Below are 17,709 nucleotides of genomic sequence, written 5' to 3'. Positions count from 1 at the left end.
TTAAGCCTCCTTATCTGTGATTTGGGTTATTTGTTGGGGTCCATATTTGTTAGTAAGTATTTCTACTACTTCAGCCAACGCCTGCAGGATTAATAATAAAGGCATAATGAATAAAAGTGACTTAAGTAAGTAAACAATCGGTAACCCACCGGCTTCTTGTGACCCTTCGCTAACTTGCCAAGATTGTAAAACATAATCCCAACTCATCATTAAGATAAAAATACAGGTCGGGATTAGAAATAAGCAATGTCCAATTACATTGATAGATTGTTTATGTTTGGAACTCATTCTTCGATAAAAAATATCAACGCGAACATGTTGGTCGTTTTTTAGGGTTGTTGCCATGCCAAGCATTAGAACAAATGCATGCAAATACATTACGCCTTCTTGCATGGCAATTGAGCCAACATTAAAGGCATAGCGCAAGATAACAACTGAGGTCATGAGCAACATCATTGTAAGTGTCAGCCAAGCGATAGTACGCCCAACTAGATTAGAAAATTTATAACATAGGGTTACAAATTGAAAAGCAATACGATTTTGGGAAATCAAGGAGTCACCTATTTGTTATTTATTTTGTTATCGACTCTACCGCGTAATTCCGCTTCGTCTAGTGTTAAACGCGACCAAATAGCAGGATTGCGGCAGTACTTTATTAAACTCATCGCAAAGAGGCAACTTTAAGCTTATGTATGCCACACAAGTTAAAAAAATTAAACTATGGGGTTAAAAAATCTTTTTTGTAACTTTATTACACAATTCACAGATTAATTTAAATAATCTATCAATAAAGTAACTATCATGTAATTTTATTACGTAATTTAGTTTACAGACTCAAGTTAATTAGTATAATAACTCTAGTTTTAAAGAGTTATAACTTTACTATTTGGGAGAATATTATGAAAAAGTTATTTTTAGCAGCAGCCACACTAATGAGCGCAAATTCATTTGCAATGTCAACTGACTATAAATTTGTCGCCGTAAATGACACACAAGTTACTAATTTATGCGTTATCGCCGCAGAACAGGGAATTTCAGCAGCCAAGAAAGCCGCACGCTTTAGTGGACTAAATACCGACGGCGCTTTCAATTCAACAGAATGCAATGGTACAAGCATTCGTCGTTTTGCAGCAAAGTTCAAAACGCAAGTTGAACAAGTAGAAGCTGAACAAGTAGAGTATGTATTTAAAGCCAAAGTTCAGGATGATGCATCTCAAATATGCGTACTTGCAGCTGAAGAAGGTATCAATGCAGCAATTAAAGCCGGTGGCCTAGAAGTTACTAGCTATATCTGCAACGGTATTAACATCAAACGCTTTGCTCGTAAATACAACAAAGCATAAACATTATTAAATGTTTAAAGATATTAGTTCATGCGTATAAGTTTTAGTACAGACGAGCACCCAACCGCTTGTCGTACTAAACTTATACCACCTAACCACTTTTACTAACCCAGTTTACTGCCACCGAGACAATCGGGAGACTCTGGCGCTGCATTTACTTCCTGCCATTCCGCTTCAGAATATGTGTGGATTGCTAAAGCATGAATGTCATTCGCTAACTCTTCTGCAAGGCATGCATTAACTAAACGATGTCTTTGAATCAGTCGCTTACCATCAAATAACTCACTCACAACTACCACTTTAAAATGAGATTCGCTGCCAGCAGGCACATTATGATTATTGCTTTCGTTTTCGACCTGTAAATGTAACGGTAAAAACGCATTTGTTAGTTTGTCTGTAATTCTGTTTTGGATCTGCATAATTTTATCGTGTTAATCCTAGTTTCGTGACCGGTATTCTATCGGGTTTAGAGAATATTAATAATAATTTTTGAGTAGAGGATATAGTGTCTTATTTGCAGCTCACTGCACTATAAACCGAAACGTTAAGCTAATCCGTTCTGATGACACTTTTTTTCTGACTGGGATTTGATGATGGAATTGAGACTGCATCCCCGCTTTCATCAATAATAAACTGCCGTCTTCGAGCGAGATGCTACTAACCGATTTACTTTTTAACTGCTTAAACTGGATTTCTCTTGCGGCTCCAAGTGAAATAATGGCGACAACCGGATCTTTACCTAATTCTGCCTCATTGTCAGCATGCCAGCCCATTTTATCTTCACCGTTTCGGTAGCGATTCAATAAAACAGAATTAAAACTAAAAGCGGTATCTTCCATCAATTTATTTTTTAACGTATTCAATGCTTGCGGCCAACCAACGGATTGATGGTCAACGCCGCTATAACGGTAGGTCAATCCTTCGTCTCCATACCAAGCTTGCATTCTGGGTATGATATGCCATTTATTATAGACATGAATCTTAGGTTGCTGCCATTGTACTTTAGCTTTTAACGTAGCGAATAAGTCTGCACTTTGATTCGATAGCCAGTTCGGACGATATTCGACCCAAGGCGATAACGCCCCTAAATCAGCTTTTATTAACGAATTTATGTCAAATAGTTCCTGTTGCAATTTACTTCACCTCATAGCAATGGGACAATCATATTTTATTGCTTCATAATTAACTGGGCCACTATGCCACTCAATACCACACTGCAATGCGCAACCGGCGAATACTCGTTGTTTCGATACCCAAAGAATCAACACGATGCTGCTCTACAAGCATGGGACAGCGCTGACGAACTTGTTATCGAATACGTTGCAAACACCTATCCTGCAGAAAAGTACATCACGATATTAAATGACCAATTTGGCGCTATCGCCACTGCACTTAATCAGTTTAATCGAGTTTCAGTGACTGACTCACGTGTTAGCGAACTTGCAACAATACAGAATGGTGCCGAGAATAAAATTGTTGACCCTATTTTTTGCAACAGTCTTGAGCCAATTCCAAGTCGCGATGTGGTTATTCTAAAACTCACTAAAAGTGTCGCGTATTTACAGGACCAATTGCAACTGTTAGCACAAAACAATAAAGCTGTTGAAATCGTAGCGTGTGGTAAAACAACACAAGTTACATCAAAAATAATGAGTATTTTTGAAAAGTATTGCGACAACGTTAAAACAAGCTTAGCGAAAAAGAAAAGTCGACTTATATTTGGCACACTTAAGAGCAATGGTACATCAGAACCTGAAATATCTCCTGTTGAAGACCGTTTAAATTACATTGAATGGCCAGAGCAAGGGGTTCAAATTGGCGCATATGCTAACGTATTTAGTCATGACGGACTTGATATAGGTGGGCGTTTTCTTGCTGAGAACTTGCCGACGTTTACCTCGGATCAGAAAGTGGTTGATTTAGGCTGTGGCAATGGTCTGTTAGGTCTTGCTGTTTTGAAACAAACAACCCAAAGTGAAACACCAATTTCACTGCGTTTTGTCGACGAGTCTTATATGGCGGTTGAGTCAGCTAAACACAATATTGCCCAAACATTCCCTGATGAATTCTCGCGATGCGACTTTATTCAGGATGATTGTTTAACTAAACAGAAAGCCGAATGTGTTGACGTAATATTGTGTAACCCTCCGTTTCATCAGCAAAACACATTAACGGAACATATTGCTAAGCAGATGTTTAGACAATCATTATTGGCTCTTAAACCTGGTGCCTCGCTATATGTTGTTGCAAATAACCACTTACCTTATCAAAGTTATTTGAAAAAGATGTTCGGTGGATTTAAAGTTCATGCACAAAATAAAAAATTCTCAATCTACCACTGCATAAAGAGGGCATAAGATGTCAGTTTTAAGTACTGTAATTCGCGTTACATTAACCTCAGTCGTTATCGGCTTTTTGTCTGCGTGTATAACGCCAACATCTCAACCTATGTTGATATTTCCCGATACGATAATCAACAAACCAATGATGAGCGTAAAAAGCGCTACCGTTGTTGACTCTAGAAGTAATAAAACATTAGCAGTCATTAATAAGGTAGATACCCCTCCTAATCCCAATTTGGAGTCGCAATTAACCACGTGGTTAAACGACTCAGTGACCGTTAATCCCCGTGGGCGATTGGATTTCACTGTTGAAATTTTAAATTATGCGACCTACGTAATGCAGGGAACTATGCAATTTGAAGCCGAGTCTGTAATGGAATGGCAAGCGAAAATCACTGGTGAGAATGGATTTAGTTGGATTAAAAACTACCAAACAACAATTAAGCAAGATGGTCCACTCAATATGGACAAGTCAGAGATTGAAATACATCTTAATAAAATGGCAAACACCTTGTTGTCTCGCACATTAGAAGACCCTGAATTTAATGCTGCGTTGAGCCACTAAAAACAATTTATAGATCTAAAAAGCGATCTACTACGGTCGCTTTTTTGTTGCTGTTTGGCTAGGTTTACTGTTAGTTATCAGATTTCTATCAACAGTTCTTCTTCAAATTCAGGTTGTTCTATTTTGAATAATTCGGTTATTTCTGAAACTTCACCGTAGGCCATTATTGCATCGTCGCCACAAGACAGGCCATCAACAGCAACCGGGTGAACTCTTTCTAAATGATGGTACTCATCGATAAAATATTTATCATTTAATGGTTTTGGTTGGCATAACCGGATAGCCAAAACGGCTGGTTTAGTAACTTTCCCTAATTGGGAGATGAAATCAAAACCAGTCTTTTGTTTTTCTAATGTTAATAAATCTTCAACCCAAAACATATGTTGTTTGCCACTGCGGGTGGTGATACTAGGCAGTAATAATATGTAACCTGTGACTTCGGGCACTTCGTCAGATAACTGCCAATATAGGTTTTTTACATATTCAGCAAACATCTTACTTGATGCAAGTCGCTGCAAATCATGAAAATAATCTTTTTTCTCTAAGTTAGAAATTGATATGTTGCCAACTCCTAAATGTTCAATAAAACTTGTACGCTTATCCATAACATAGGTAAATGGCATGCTTTCATGGTTCGCACTTACAACTGAACGCAAGGCTTGAGTTAACCCTAAAATGTCCTCCGTTTTGCCGCTGGCTTTAAGTTGACCGCAATAACGTTGAAGAAAATCGCTAAGTAACTGACGACCTTGGTGCTCTTTTGCCACTCCTTCAACTTTTAATCTCAGCAGTGTGCCGTCGCCTTCAATGACACTATAAGTTTGGTTTTTAACGGTTCGGTTCATTCGACGGCTGACGCTAGGCAAAGTAACAAGCACTTCATCGTTTGCATTAAAGTCTAACGACTCGTCAAATTTAACAGCCAAACCTTTAGTTGAGAAGTTGAGGGTCTTGCCAACAAATGATTTTTTGGTTTTACGGTGAATAACGATACACGTAGTATTGCAGTGGAATCTATCCTCCATTCGGCAGTCGTTATTATTATTTACCGCAACGCTGATTTTTTGAGTAGCCATCCGGGGTCTTATGACGTACTGCAGAAGTGAAACAGGTAAGCTCTCACTGTTGTCTTGTTTAGCATAAGGCTTCAACAAGTTTAAGTTCCATAACATATCAGACACATCACTCACAGACAGCAATTTGTCACTGCTAGATAACAATGTTGTGACGTCTCGAGATGGCGGTTTGTTGATCGACTGCAGGCGGATATTATTTTGCGAATTTAAAACCGAAGGCGCTTCGATATTACTTCGAATATGTGTCGACATAATATCAATTTTAATTAGTCGCACTTCTTCACTTGTGAGCGCGTCTTGTAATTCTGGGTGCTCTGCTAACACCAAAGACAACTTGGTAAAATCCACTGCGACAAAATCGGTTTGATCGTTAACCAGTAACTTCTTAATGAGATAAAATTTAGTAATGTTTTGGCTTTGGGATAAAACCGCTTGAAACTCCGGTTTGAGAACGAGTGCACTAACGACACAGGAATGCTGATCTATTTGTAGCGACTCCCAAAATGTATAATTGGAATCACTTAAAAATACCGAGAGCGGTTTAAAATTATTTAATCCGTTATCAAGGGTATAAAACACAGATTTGTTATTGTTTAAATAATGTTGCTCTAACACCCGCTGTTCAATGCTATCTACTAGCGCATTAATATCGATATCATCTTCAGAAACGTCGTGTTTTATTCCACATTCTCTAATGCTTTTGATCTTTCTGCGGTTCAATTGGATCAGCTTAGTGTCAATCGCAGGCCCCGTTTCTTTCTCACTTTCGGGTAAGCGAGCATATCGGCGCTTGGCATAATTGCTCAGCTCTTCGTAAACACCTAGTGTGTATCTGCCCTCTGTTTTATCTAGCAGGGCGTTAAATACATCTATTGATTCAGGGTCAAGGAAGTGACGAATACCATTACATTCGAAAGACTTACACATCTCATAGAAATAAATTCTAAAATCCAAGACGCGTGCGCAGGGCTCACCAATATGATTAATCCCTTTAAGTATTGCCATCCGTTCAGAAAACGTCGCTTTTTTTGCGGTGTGCTGAACTAAAGTCGACAACTTAGGATCACCAGCTCGTGATACTAACGTCCACATCAGATATTTAAATTTAGTTATATCTACGCCATCGAATTGCATAATTTAACAATTTATTTTTATTATTGGTTTGCTTAATTTTTAATCGAATAAAAACATTACTTTATTTAAATGTGTTTGTAAACTCCGCTTAAAAAGCGCAATTTTTAACATTTATTTAATTTGGTAATTTCTATCAAAATTTAAATTAAGTATTTCAATACACTACGAAGCTGTTTCGTAATCGAATAAAATAGATACTAAAAGTTATTAAAATTATTGTTCAACAAAATTAAATTAATCATCAACTTAAAACAAGCTACATAAACTAAAACGTCACAAAACAATTACTAACCTTAGAAAAACATGAGTAGCATTTAAAACGAGTAGAATGCTATTTGAATATCATAATATTTTATTGTTACCCTTTTACTTAACCTCAAGCGCTTTTAAATAGAAAAACAATCTAGTGCGATTTCTAGGTCGTTCATTGGCTAATTCAGTCGCCTAGGATATGCTTCATCCATTGGTATAAGCCACTGATTTTGTTACTCTGTTGGGGCATCTGTGTAATAGGAAATATAAATGAAAACAATCCAAAAAATCTTAGTCTGCGTTTTTCTTATGGCGTCTATAGCAAATGTTGCCGCCGCCCCTAGAGGAGAATATATTCAACCAGACAACCTATACCCCAAGGTAAAGTTCATCACTAATATGGGCGAGCTAATTGTTGAATTAGACAGAGCAAAAGCGCCGATTACGGTGAACAATTTTCTAAGCTATGTCGTTGCTGAGCGCTACAACAACACCCAGTTCCATCGTCTAGAACCACAGTTTGTTCTACAGGGTGGTGGTTACACCACTGAAATGGAAAGTGTTACTGAATACCCGCCAATTGTGAACGAATCAGGAAATGGCCTAAAAAACGAGCAATATACAATTTCAATGGCTCGGCAATACGCACCACATTCGGGTACCAGTCAGTTCTTTTTCAACTTAGGGGACAATAAAAGCCTAGACCCAGGCCGAAATTGGGGTTACGCCGTATTTGGTAGTGTTACATTAGGTGAAGACATTTTTGAAAAAATAGAAGCTATTACAACCGGCACGTCACCAGAATTGGGTTGGCCGAGTTTCCCTGATAAACCGATTATTATTCATAAAATAGAAGTACTGGCAGAATAATTTATAACCACTATAATCATTTGGAGGTGGTCAAATAAAGACCACTTGTTAATTCCCTAAAAATAATATCAATAAGCGGGAGAGTTATAGTGGCAAACGCAGCTACATTTATCGACAACAAAGCAAGGCAATTATCGTATTATGCTGATGCCTTTGTTTGGGGATCATTACCAGCAAGTGAGGTTAACTTATATTGTTGGGACACGTTAGAGGAATGGTCACAAGTGGCTGCTAATGATGTCAAAATGACGCCAAAAGAAAGTGCTTTTTGGTACTTGTTGCACCAATTAGTGTGCAGTAATTCAAGTGAGATTAAAGGTTGCCCTAAACTTCGCTCTGAAGTAGATACCTGTATTAATTACTTACGAGGTTGTGGTCGTTATCCCGACTTTTGTTGCGGGATCCGCCCATAAAAATGAGTAAATTAATAAAGCGCTTGATTTAACACACATATATAGAAACAATCGGCTTAGTTGATTCCCTAAAGGCCGATTGTTTTTGTCACTCTTATACTCCATAAAAAACGGATTTTCCGTTTATTTGCAAGCTAATGTCATTCGAGTTTTTTTCCTCGGTTTTTCAGCTGGCATCCCCATCATGTTGGTTTTCAGTACCTTGTCTATTTGGCTTGAAGAGGCTGGTGTTCAGCGTTCTAGTATAGGATTTTTTAGCTGGATTACATTGGTTTACGCCTTTAAATGGGCATGGGCGCCTGTCGTCGATAGGTGGTCACTCCCAGTTTTAGCACCATTGTTTGGGCGTAGAAGAAGCTGGCTATTGTTAAGCCAAGTCTGCCTAGTTATGGCAATTGCTTCTATGGGGATGATTGATCCTCAAAGTCATCTTGCTCAAATGGCCGTAGCAGCGCTCGTTGTCGCGTTTTGTTCCGCCACCCAAGACATTGTCATTGACGCCTTTCGAATTGAATCTGGTGAAACGCGCCAACAAGGCGCAATGGCCGCCTCCTATATGGTTGGATACCGCCTAGCGATGATAGTTGCAACCGCTGGCACTTTACTGCTTGCTACCTATTTTCAAACAGACAGCACGCTTTACCAGTATGCAAGTTGGCGATGGGCTTATTTTGCTATTGCTTGTGTCATGTTGGTGGGCATTGTCGCCACATTATCATCTCCTGAACCAGAAGAGATACAAGTAACTGAGAGCTTAACGCCTCAACCGAGAAATTGGATTAAAAAGCTGTACTACTCTTTAATCCAGCCCGTTATCGACCTATTTGAACGCTTCAAGTGGATGACTTTGATCTTACTTATTTTAATTTGCACATATCGTATTTCCGACATTGTCATGGGTGTCATGGCCAACGTGTTCTATATCGACATGGGTTACACCAAGCAGGATATTGCGGCAATGTCGAAAACATTTGGTGTCGTTATGACATTGCTTGGGGCATTCTTTGCCGGTGGTTTAATTAATCGCTTTGGCATTTTAAAAATATTATTAAGCGGTGCCATTCTATCTGCTGTGACGAATATCCTGTTTATCTATTTGTCCCAGTCAGAACCATCACTTTTATTGCTAGGAACGGTTATTGCTGTCGATAACTTAAGTGCGGGAATTGCAATGGCGGCGCTAATTGGTTTTTTATCGTCTATTACAAATAAAGAATTTACCGCAACCCAATATGCTTGGTTAAGTTCTGCTATGTTACTCTTGCCTAAGTTCTTAGGCGGTTTTTCCGGTGTTTGGTTAGAGAGCTTAGGGTATACACATTTTTTCACCATGACCGCTCTTATCGGCATTCCAGCAATTATGTGTATCTTGTACTTGATTAAAAAAGATTGGGTCCCAACAAAACGTTAACTTAATCGAAAAATACGACATTGCTAATGCAACCATGCATTATTTTCATCTACGATGAGCGAAATAGTAGATGCAAAGGCACTAGTTGTGTTTAACTATCAAAATACGAATCGACGGATGTTCACGATAAAATTATGATTAGATTGTTTTTTTTACTGCCACTTATTTTATGTTTTATTTGGTGGCTCTATTTAAAAAATAAAGGCTGGACGATAGAACAAGGTAAGCAGGGCTTTTATTATATTATTGGCTTAACCGGCGTTATGGCAGTATTTTTTGGATTGATGTATTTACTAAATCACCACCTCAAATAAAAAAGAGCAGACATTGTCTGCTCTTTTTACATAAGGGTTGAAGACTATTTAATACCAAGCGATACCTTTACGTTGTAGGAGTCGGTGTTATTATTTCAGTAGCCCTTACCTTCCTAACACCACGATACCAAAGCTTAATATTCTCGCCCATCATTAGTAAGCAAGGCGTTAACACTAACGTCAATAAGGTTGAAAACGCTAATCCACCAGCAACGGCCAGGGACAACTGAGACCACCATTGGGTAGAGGGTCCGCCAAATTCCATTAACCTATCCAATAAGTCAATATTAACCTCTAATACCATTGGCATTAACCCTAGAATCGTAGTCACTGTGGTGAGCATAACTGGACGTAAACGTTGCGCGCCGGTTCTTAATATTGCCTCCGCTACTCGCATGCCCTCTTTACGCAGAACATTATAAGTATCAATTAATACAATATTGTTATTAACCACGATACCCGCCAACGAAATAACACCGATACCAGACATTACAATACCAAACGGTTTTTGCACTATCATCAGTCCTAGGAACACGCCAACCGTCGAGAAAATAACAGCGCTTAAAATTAACAAAGCTTGATAGAAACTATTGAACTGAGTAACCAAAATAATCGCCATGACAAACAGTGCCACTAAAAACGCATTTTGTAAGAAACCTTCCGATTCAGCTTGATCTTCATTTTCACCACGAACTTGAATATTAATGGTTTTACTCAAATTTAAGCTGGGTAGTTGTTCCATCAACATCGGAAGCTCTTGGCTAAGCAAAACTCCCGGTGCCATATCTGCTGCTATTTGCACAACGCGTCGGCCATCGACTCGACGAATAACATCAACTTTTGGAACGGCTTTTTGTTCGACAAAATTACTCACAGGAACGAGACCTGATGCGGTTTTTACACGAACCGACTGCAATTGGCCGATATCACGCTTTTCTTCTGGGTAACGAACTCGAATATCCAACTCGTCATCAACATCGTCTGGGCGGTATTCACCAATTTTTAAACCATTTGTAATCATCGAAATTGAGCTACCAACTAAAGTGGCGTCTGCGCCAAAACGCGCGGCATTACTTCTATCGATAAGTAATTGCCATTCGATACCATCCTTATTTGCGGTGTCACTTATATTGATAAATTTCTCTGTTTCATCGAGTGCCTTCCGAATCGTGCGTACGGCATCTGACAGCTCCCCAGGAAAACGTGAACTTAGTTCGAGTACTAACGCTTTACCACCACTTGGGCCATTTTCATCTTTGCGGACTTCAATTTCGACGCCGGCGATATCTTCCGTCAAAGAATAAACATCGGCAATGATTTTGTCCGCCTTTCGGCGTACTTGCCAATCAACTAAATTCATTCGCATGTAGCCAACTTGATCACTACCACCGGTACGCGCATAAAGGGTTTCAATTTCTTCGAGGCCCACCAAACGCTGTTCTATTTTTTGCATGATTTTGTCTTTTTCATGAATCGACAAATCACCATGGGAACGTACTGTAATATTCGCGCCAACAGGCTCAACATTTGGGAAAAACTCAACACCTAAACCACTTGCACCGTAACCCATAAACACTGCAATGGAGATCGCAATAGAGAGCAACAACGTTTTAAACGGGTGCGCGATTGCCTTCGCCAGAACGCCAACATAACGACCGGTAAAGCCACCTAGCTTGGTTATGTCACCTTCTTCAGCTTGTATTAATTGACGTTTTTTCTTGTCACTCAATGGTCGAACTTTACCGATTAGTGAACCAATGGCGGGAACAAAGATCAGGGCCATAAACAGCGAGGCTGTTAACACAGCAATAAGTGTAATAGGTAAGTATTTCATAAACTCACCCATCATTCCCGGCCAGAATATTAACGGCGCAAAAGCGGCTAAGGTTGTTGCTGTAGATGCAATAATTGGCCATGCCATTCGCCTAGATGCCACTCGATATGCCTCTTTACGTGGTTTACCTTCACTCATCATCCTATCGGCAAATTCGGTCACCACTATGGCACCGTCAACTAACATACCCACGGCCATTATTAATGAAAAAAGAACAACCATGTTGACCGTCATTCCCATTAAAGATATCACCAGGATACCCGTCAAAAATGAGCCTGGTATTGATATACCAACTAATATTGCAGAACGGCTGCCAAGTGTGGCAATAATTACAATAACAACCAAGATAACCGCTGAGAGAACATTGTTCTGCAAATCTTTTAACATCTGCCTAACATCTTTTGATTGATCGCCGGTATAAGTAACTTCGATATGCTCCGGCCATAACCCTTTTCCCTGCTCAACAATATCCTTAACCTTCTCAATGGTTTCAATAATGTTTTCACCTGGTCGCTTTTTAATTTCTAGTGACACCGCGGGGTGAGCATTTAAACGAGCAAAACTATTTGGATCCTTATAAGAGCGGCGGACTTGAGCAACGTCACCAAATGTTATGACTTTATCACCGTCAATTTTAATTGGTTGGTCGTACACGTCTTTTACTGATTCGTAAACAGACGGCACTTTAACCGCAAATCGACCTGCGCCATTATCTAATGTACCTGCTGCAACTAAGCGATTGTTTCGATCTAATAAGTTAAAGATGTCACCTTGATCAAGGCCGTAACTTTCCATCAAAAGTGGGTCAACAACGATTTCAACAATATCTTCGCGGTCACCACCGACTTCAACTTCTAAAACTTCCTTAAGTCCTTCAATTACATCTTTAAGTTCCCGAGCAATAGTGACTAAACCACGTTCCGGCACCGGCCCTGAAAGTACAACTGTTATCACAGGCTGTTCGTCGGCCATACTCACTTGCTTGATTACCGGCTCTTCGGTTTCTGATGGCAGTTTTGCTTTGGCGATTGTCACTTTGTCGCGCACATCGGCTAGCGCTTCTTTTGAATCAAAACCGGCGATAAATTCAAGTTGAACAGAGGCATGACCTTCACTGGCGTTGGAGGTCATTTCTTTGACCCCTTCTAAAGACCTAAGCTCATTTTCCATTGGTCTGATTAACATTCGTTCCGCATCTTCTGGCGAAATGCCGTCATGGACAATCGAAACGTAAATAATAGGAATAGTTATATCCGGATTGGACTCTTTAGGAATGTTTGAATAGGTTACTGAACCGGAAATGATCAACAAAATGAAGAGCATTAAAACGGTGCGAGTGCGGTCTAAGGCCGCGTCGATAACACCTAACATATTGCGTCCCTGCCTATAGTTGCTTGTAACTTACATTGACTTTGTCGCCAATTTTTACAAATCCTTGCCCAAGCGTTATTACGTCAGTTTTAGCTTTAAACCCACCTAACCACACGCCATCTTTGTCTGCTTTAATTAAATCAATGGGATTAAATTTTACGACACCATCTTCTACCGTCTTCACCCCCAAGTTACCCAACTGGTCAAGTGACAACAGCGCTGGCGTGACTTTTATTGCTAATTCATTGTCAAACAATAATGAAATTTCGGTACTGACACCGGCTCGTAAACGCTGATTAGGATTGTCTATTTCGATTTCAACTGGAAACGTATTGGTCCCTTTATCCGACACGCTTGCTAGATAGCTCATGCGTCCTTTAACGGTAGACCCATCCACCATTTTTACAACAACTTTGGTATTGAGGTCTAACTTAGCGATATGAGATTCAGTTACATTGGCTGAAACAATAAGTGGATTTAAGTCAATCAGAGTAAACATCACTTGGCCCTTGTTTACAAAACTGCCTAGCTCAATGTTTTGCTCGTCCAATACGCCTGAATATGGAGCGCGAATTGTGCTTTTCTCAAGCATGATTTCGCTTTGTCTTAGGTTGGCTTTTGCAGAGACTAGAGCGGCTTTGGCCTGTGCGAGAAGTGATTGTCCCTGAAGTCCTTTCTCAGATAAAGACTTCATGCCGGCATATTCAATCTCACGTTGTTCAACGACCGCTTTGGCAAATTCTATTTGTTCAATTCGGTCATCGATTGCGAGTTTAACAATTGCCTGCCCCTTCTTAACGCTTTGCCCTTCAATCACTAAAATCTCAGCTACGCGACCATCAAGTTCGGCGCTTAGTTTAAGGCTACGTTCGGGTTCTGTACGACCATACAACTCGATGCTGCGGCTAATAGACGAGGCTTCAAATGAAGTGACTTCAACCTTAGGCAACTTGGTTTCATGTTTAGATTCGTTTTTGGCAGCGACTTCTTTACTTTGCAAGCTACCTGATGCCATCCAACCCACGAGAATGACAGTAAGTATCATGGCGAGAATGTAAGGCTTTCTTTCGAATAATCCTGGGGCGTTATTTGTAGCGCTCATATTTTTCCTAAATTTGAACTAAAGAATAGTGGCTGGCCCCATTCTATGGCAACAAACTCAACAAAAATAGGCTACATAATAAAAAATGACCAACTTATTGGTCATTTTTTGTAATATCTTGTGTCTCTTTTTTTTACAATTAAGATTAAACGCTGAAACTAGCGCCACAACCGCACGTTGTCGATGCGTTTGGATTGTTAACAAAAAATCGAGAACCCTCTAAACCTTCTGTGTAATCGACAATACCGCCAACTAAATATTGTAGGCTCATTGGATCAATCACCATAGAAACACCTTGTTTAACAACTTCAGTGTCACCTGGGTTTACAGCTTCATCAAAAGTAAATCCATATTGGAATCCAGAACAACCACCACCGGTTACATAAACACGTAGCTTCAATTCAGGATTTTCTTCTTCCTCAACTAACACTTTTACTTTTGCCGCTGCCGCGTCAGAAAACTGAATTGGTAATTCAGGTGCGTCTTGGGCCAAATCAGTTGCGGATACCATTTCTGTCATTACTAAAACCTCTGTTATTAAGGGCGCTGATTATCTAATACCTGACAAATTTAATCAAGTATTCAAGAGAACCAGAAAGCATAATAAAGATAGTTTAAATTGGACGAGGGAAAACCACTGATTAGCGCGGTATTCGGCACCATCCGCTTTACCAAGTCAGGCATAGACACAAACAAGAGTTTTTCTTGTTTGTGTCATGATATTACCGATTATGTGTCAGTATTTTTTACAAACCAACTTCACTTTTTCAGTAAGAATGGATATAACCTTGATTATTAAAGGATTCAAAATTTAAGGTATGTTTTTTGCAGTATTTCTAGTATAAAACGTAATGTATCTCGTAAATGTATTAATGGTTAGAAATCCGTAAGGAATAGTTGTTGTGATCTTACCTAAAAACTCGAAATTTGTATTCAAAACTCTTTTGCTTGGGACGTTATTGCTCCCGACTACCACTTTGGCTGCCGCAAATCCCGTCGTAAATGGAACTGAGAATGCCGACACGCTTAATGGCAATAGTGGCGATGATGAAATTAATGGTCTAGGTGGCAATGATACCATTAGTGGTAAAGGCGGCTCAGACATTTTATACGGCAATGACGGTGATGATGAACTTAATGGCGACGGTGGAGCTGATACCTTAGTTGGCGGTGATGGCAACGATATTTTGAAAGGTGGTAATAGCAAAGATACCCTTTTTGGTGATGACGGCGACGACGAATTATATGGTCAAGATGCTGACGATGTGCTTAATGGCGGCAATGGCAACGACATTGTTAGTGGTGGCAATGGTCAAGATTTGATTATTGGCAGTGACGGTAATGATGATATTGACGGCGGAATAGGCAACTATGACAAGTTATCCTATGAAGAATTGAGCCATGCCATTGATGTAAATTTACAAACTGGCTCTGCGACGAATGCGGCAAACTCAAAAACAGATTCCGTTACAAACATTGAACTTGTCGAAGGTTCAGAATTTGACGATACAATAATTGGCGATAATAAACTCAATATTTTAGATGGTGGCGCAGGGAACGACATTATCGATGCCGGTGACGGTAACGACTTCGTAAAAGGCAGTACAGGTAACGATGTTGTTGAGGGTGGAGCCGGCACAGATACGTTATCTTATGCGCATAGCGATAATGCCGTCATGATTGATTTAGCCGATGAAACTTCACAAGATACAGGCCTGAATGGGTTTGACACTATTTCTGGATTTGAAGACTTAATTGGCTCTGTTTTTGGTGACACCCTTAGTGGTGATGACAACGAAAATGAAATCTATGGTGGAAATGGCTCTGACATTATTAATGGTCAAGGTGGTGATGATATCATATATGGCGATGAAGACTTCACAGCTAATTCAGATACCATTGCAGACTTATATTCAAATCCTGACGTTACCGGTGTTGCAGGCAACGACATTATTAACGGTGGTGACGGTGAAGACACTATTTTTGGTAATGCTGGCGATGACATTATTAGCGGTGGTAACGACGATGATGAAATAGACGGTGGTGACGGCATAGATACAATTCATGGCGATGCTGGCGATGACGTAATTGACGGTGGTGCTGGCGCAGATTTCCTTTATGGTGATTCTGGCGAAGATAATATTCGTGGTCGTGATGGTAACGACAATATTTGGGGTGGCGACGACAACGACAGACTGCGTGGCGATGATGGCGACGATACCCTTTACGGTGAATCTGGAAACGATGAATTAGAAGGTGATGACGGCAACGATACTTTATATGGCGGTGACGGAAACGACACGCTTAAAGGTTTAGCTGACAATGACATCTTATATGGCGGTAAAGGTATCGACTCTTTGAAAGGTGGCAGTGGTGACGACTATTTAGACGGTGGCGAAGGTGCTGATGAATTAATTGGTGAAGGCGGCGACGATACCTTTATTGCTGGCGATGGCGATCTCGTCAACGGCGGAAATGGCGATGACAAAGTCTTTTGGGATAGCTCAGTTGAAGCAAGCGCAACGATTGAAAATAACTCAGATGCATTGTTTGTCTCAGGCCCAATTGATAGCGCCAATGTTGTCGCGACATTTGTCGATAACGATGTACGAGTAAACTTCTCAGAACAAAATAGTGTTTTGTTAACGAATCAAGCGGTTGGTAACAAAGCTTCTATTAAAACAATATCTTCGGTTGATGAATCTGGTGACGTAACGGGTGATTACTTTGCTGACTTAGACGATTATAGTTTTAGCAATCTAATAAATAATGAAACGTTTTCGAATTATGGCATTGAGGGCGAATATCTCACTACGACCGATACAACATTAAACGGAAACCTCAATATAGATGGTGAATTGAGTAATAATTACAACTTTGTTAACAATGGCGACATTCAAGTTCAAAATGAAAGTGTAATTACAAACAAACTAAAAATTACCAATAACGAAGGCAAAAAAATAACCTTCTTAGGTGATGGTTCTATCTCAGGAACCTTTACCAGTGGCGGTTCTGTAAACGACATGGGTCGCATATACAACAACGGTATCATCGAAGTGGGTGACGATTTTATTCTGACCTTAGCAGGCCAAACAATTTCTGGTGATGGCACATTCAAAGGCGCTACCGAAATTTCAGACTCCACAATTAATCCAGGCAACAGTCCGGGTACTCTGACATTTGAAGGTGACTCTGAATGGACAGCACTTACGTTAGCCATGGAGATTGCTGAAGACAATGGTGTCTTTATTAATGACAAAATTATAGTTGATGGTGACCTGTCTTTCCTTGGGCTTTTTGATTTTGATATTGCATTCCAAGCCCCATTAGATCTGTCAGATATCGAAGGTGAATCATTTACGTATATCGAAGTAAGCGGTGACTTAATTTATGACGGTGTAGTTGTGGAAGATGCTAGCACTTTTGACTTTGGTGATTGGGTTGAAGGTCTTGTTGAAGGCTGGACTTGGAACTGGTTAGGTAATAGCACAGACGGTTGGCAGTTTAATTTAAGCTATATGGTCAGCGACAATGGTGGTGGTGACGGCAACGGTGGTGGCACGACAGATGTCCATGAACCAAATGCAACATTCCTAGTTGGTCTATTTGGCGCTGCATTATTATGGCGTAGAAGAAAGTCGCTACGCGGTTAGTCCAATTTTTACAAATATTTGGAATTGAT

The 17,709-nt window shown here is 39.9% G+C and carries 14 protein-coding genes; 7 read left to right on the top strand and 7 right to left on the bottom strand.

Going from position 1 to position 17,709, the window contains the following annotated elements; translation table 11 throughout:
- On the bottom strand, positions 1–552 hold the full coding sequence (locus Q4575_RS02555) for a TRAP transporter small permease subunit (RefSeq protein ID WP_303521241.1): 552 nt from the start codon (positions 550–552) through the stop codon (positions 1–3).
- 347 nt (positions 553–899) lie between these two features.
- On the opposite strand from Q4575_RS02555, the gene Q4575_RS02550 reads away from it, so the two are divergent.
- Positions 900–1,343 (top strand): hypothetical protein, encoded by a 444-nt coding sequence (locus tag Q4575_RS02550; protein WP_215963371.1) that lies wholly within the window; start codon positions 900–902, stop codon positions 1,341–1,343.
- A gap of 104 nt (positions 1,344–1,447) precedes the next feature.
- On the opposite strand, the gene Q4575_RS02545 is transcribed toward Q4575_RS02550, so the two are convergent.
- Positions 1,448–1,762, bottom strand: coding sequence for a BolA family transcriptional regulator (locus tag Q4575_RS02545; RefSeq protein ID WP_215963370.1), 315 nt, complete (start codon positions 1,760–1,762; stop codon positions 1,448–1,450).
- Positions 1,763–1,864: 102 nt separating this feature from the next.
- Positions 1,865–2,476 carry an alpha-ketoglutarate-dependent dioxygenase AlkB gene (locus Q4575_RS02540; RefSeq protein ID WP_303521239.1) on the bottom strand — a complete coding sequence of 204 codons (612 nt, stop codon included), beginning with the start codon at positions 2,474–2,476 and terminating at the stop codon, positions 1,865–1,867.
- A 63-nt stretch (positions 2,477–2,539) separates the two neighbouring features.
- Here Q4575_RS02540 and Q4575_RS02535 point away from each other — a divergent pair, with 63 nt between their 5' ends.
- Positions 2,540–3,700 (top strand): methyltransferase, encoded by a 1,161-nt coding sequence (locus Q4575_RS02535; protein WP_303521238.1) that lies wholly within the window; start codon positions 2,540–2,542, stop codon positions 3,698–3,700.
- Between the two features lies 1 nt (position 3,701).
- The gene (locus Q4575_RS02530; RefSeq protein ID WP_215963367.1) at positions 3,702–4,250 is read left to right on the top strand and encodes a YajG family lipoprotein; all 549 of its coding nucleotides are present in this window, start codon (positions 3,702–3,704) and stop codon (positions 4,248–4,250) included.
- A 77-nt stretch (positions 4,251–4,327) separates the two neighbouring features.
- Here the strand turns inward: Q4575_RS02530 and Q4575_RS02525 are convergent, their stop codons facing one another.
- Positions 4,328–6,418 carry a hypothetical protein gene (locus Q4575_RS02525; protein WP_303521237.1) on the bottom strand — a complete coding sequence of 697 codons (2,091 nt, stop codon included), beginning with the start codon at positions 6,416–6,418 and terminating at the stop codon, positions 4,328–4,330.
- A 603-nt stretch (positions 6,419–7,021) separates the two neighbouring features.
- Here Q4575_RS02525 and Q4575_RS02520 point away from each other — a divergent pair.
- The 3 genes from Q4575_RS02520 (at position 7,022) to Q4575_RS02510 (ending at position 9,406) form a co-directional block, all read left to right on the top strand.
- Entirely contained in the window at positions 7,022–7,582 is a 561-nt protein-coding gene (locus Q4575_RS02520) for a peptidylprolyl isomerase (RefSeq protein ID WP_252736747.1), read from the top strand.
- A gap of 89 nt (positions 7,583–7,671) precedes the next feature.
- Positions 7,672–7,995: a hypothetical protein gene (locus Q4575_RS02515; RefSeq protein ID WP_215963364.1), complete on the top strand. Its 324-nt coding sequence runs from the start codon at positions 7,672–7,674 to the stop codon at positions 7,993–7,995.
- A gap of 79 nt (positions 7,996–8,074) precedes the next feature.
- Entirely contained in the window at positions 8,075–9,406 is a 1,332-nt protein-coding gene (locus Q4575_RS02510; protein WP_368392616.1) for an MFS transporter, read from the top strand.
- Between the two features lie 381 nt (positions 9,407–9,787).
- On the opposite strand, the gene Q4575_RS02500 is transcribed toward Q4575_RS02510, so the two are convergent.
- The 3 genes from Q4575_RS02500 to erpA all read right to left on the bottom strand — a co-directional run bounded on the left by Q4575_RS02500 (position 9,788) and on the right by erpA (position 14,538).
- Positions 9,788–12,925, bottom strand: a complete 3,138-nt coding sequence (locus Q4575_RS02500; RefSeq protein ID WP_303521234.1) for an efflux RND transporter permease subunit — start codon at positions 12,923–12,925, stop codon at positions 9,788–9,790.
- Between the two features lie 13 nt (positions 12,926–12,938).
- Positions 12,939–14,027: an efflux RND transporter periplasmic adaptor subunit gene (locus Q4575_RS02495; protein ID WP_303521233.1), complete on the bottom strand. Its 1,089-nt coding sequence runs from the start codon at positions 14,025–14,027 to the stop codon at positions 12,939–12,941.
- Positions 14,028–14,172: 145 nt separating this feature from the next.
- On the bottom strand, positions 14,173–14,538 hold the full coding sequence (gene erpA / locus Q4575_RS02490; protein WP_215963446.1) for an iron-sulfur cluster insertion protein ErpA: 366 nt from the start codon (positions 14,536–14,538) through the stop codon (positions 14,173–14,175).
- Between the two features lie 391 nt (positions 14,539–14,929).
- Here erpA and Q4575_RS02485 point away from each other — a divergent pair, with 391 nt between their 5' ends.
- Complete coding sequence (locus Q4575_RS02485; protein WP_303521231.1) at positions 14,930–17,680, top strand: calcium-binding protein; 2,751 nt, start codon at positions 14,930–14,932, stop codon at positions 17,678–17,680.
- Positions 17,681–17,709: the final 29 nt, after the last annotated feature.

Origin of the sequence: Psychrosphaera sp. 1_MG-2023 (genome assembly GCF_030548245.1) — a bacterium.
GTDB lineage: Bacteria > Pseudomonadota > Gammaproteobacteria > Enterobacterales > Alteromonadaceae > Psychrosphaera > Psychrosphaera algicola.
This window is presented reverse-complemented; position numbering and strand designations above follow the sequence as displayed.

What these genes read in the sequence shown, in the direction of transcription:
- Q4575_RS02550 (WP_215963371.1), top strand. Translation starts at nt 900, where the DNA reads ATGAAAAAGTTATTTTTAGCAGCAGCCACACTAATGAGCGCAAATTCA.
- Q4575_RS02545 (WP_215963370.1), bottom strand. Translation starts at nt 1,762, where the DNA reads ATGCAGATCCAAAACAGAATTACAGACAAACTAACAAATGCGTTTTTA.
- Q4575_RS02535 (WP_303521238.1), top strand. Translation starts at nt 2,540, where the DNA reads ATGCCACTCAATACCACACTGCAATGCGCAACCGGCGAATACTCGTTG.
- Q4575_RS02530 (WP_215963367.1), top strand. Translation starts at nt 3,702, where the DNA reads ATGTCAGTTTTAAGTACTGTAATTCGCGTTACATTAACCTCAGTCGTT.
- Q4575_RS02525 (WP_303521237.1), bottom strand. Translation starts at nt 6,418, where the DNA reads ATGTGGACGTTAGTATCACGAGCTGGTGATCCTAAGTTGTCGACTTTA.
- Q4575_RS02520 (WP_252736747.1), top strand. Translation starts at nt 7,022, where the DNA reads ATGGCGTCTATAGCAAATGTTGCCGCCGCCCCTAGAGGAGAATATATT.
- Q4575_RS02500 (WP_303521234.1), bottom strand. Translation starts at nt 12,925, where the DNA reads ATGTTAGGTGTTATCGACGCGGCCTTAGACCGCACTCGCACCGTTTTA.
- Q4575_RS02495 (WP_303521233.1), bottom strand. Translation starts at nt 14,027, where the DNA reads ATGAGCGCTACAAATAACGCCCCAGGATTATTCGAAAGAAAGCCTTAC.
- erpA (WP_215963446.1), bottom strand. Translation starts at nt 14,538, where the DNA reads ATGGTATCCGCAACTGATTTGGCCCAAGACGCACCTGAATTACCAATT.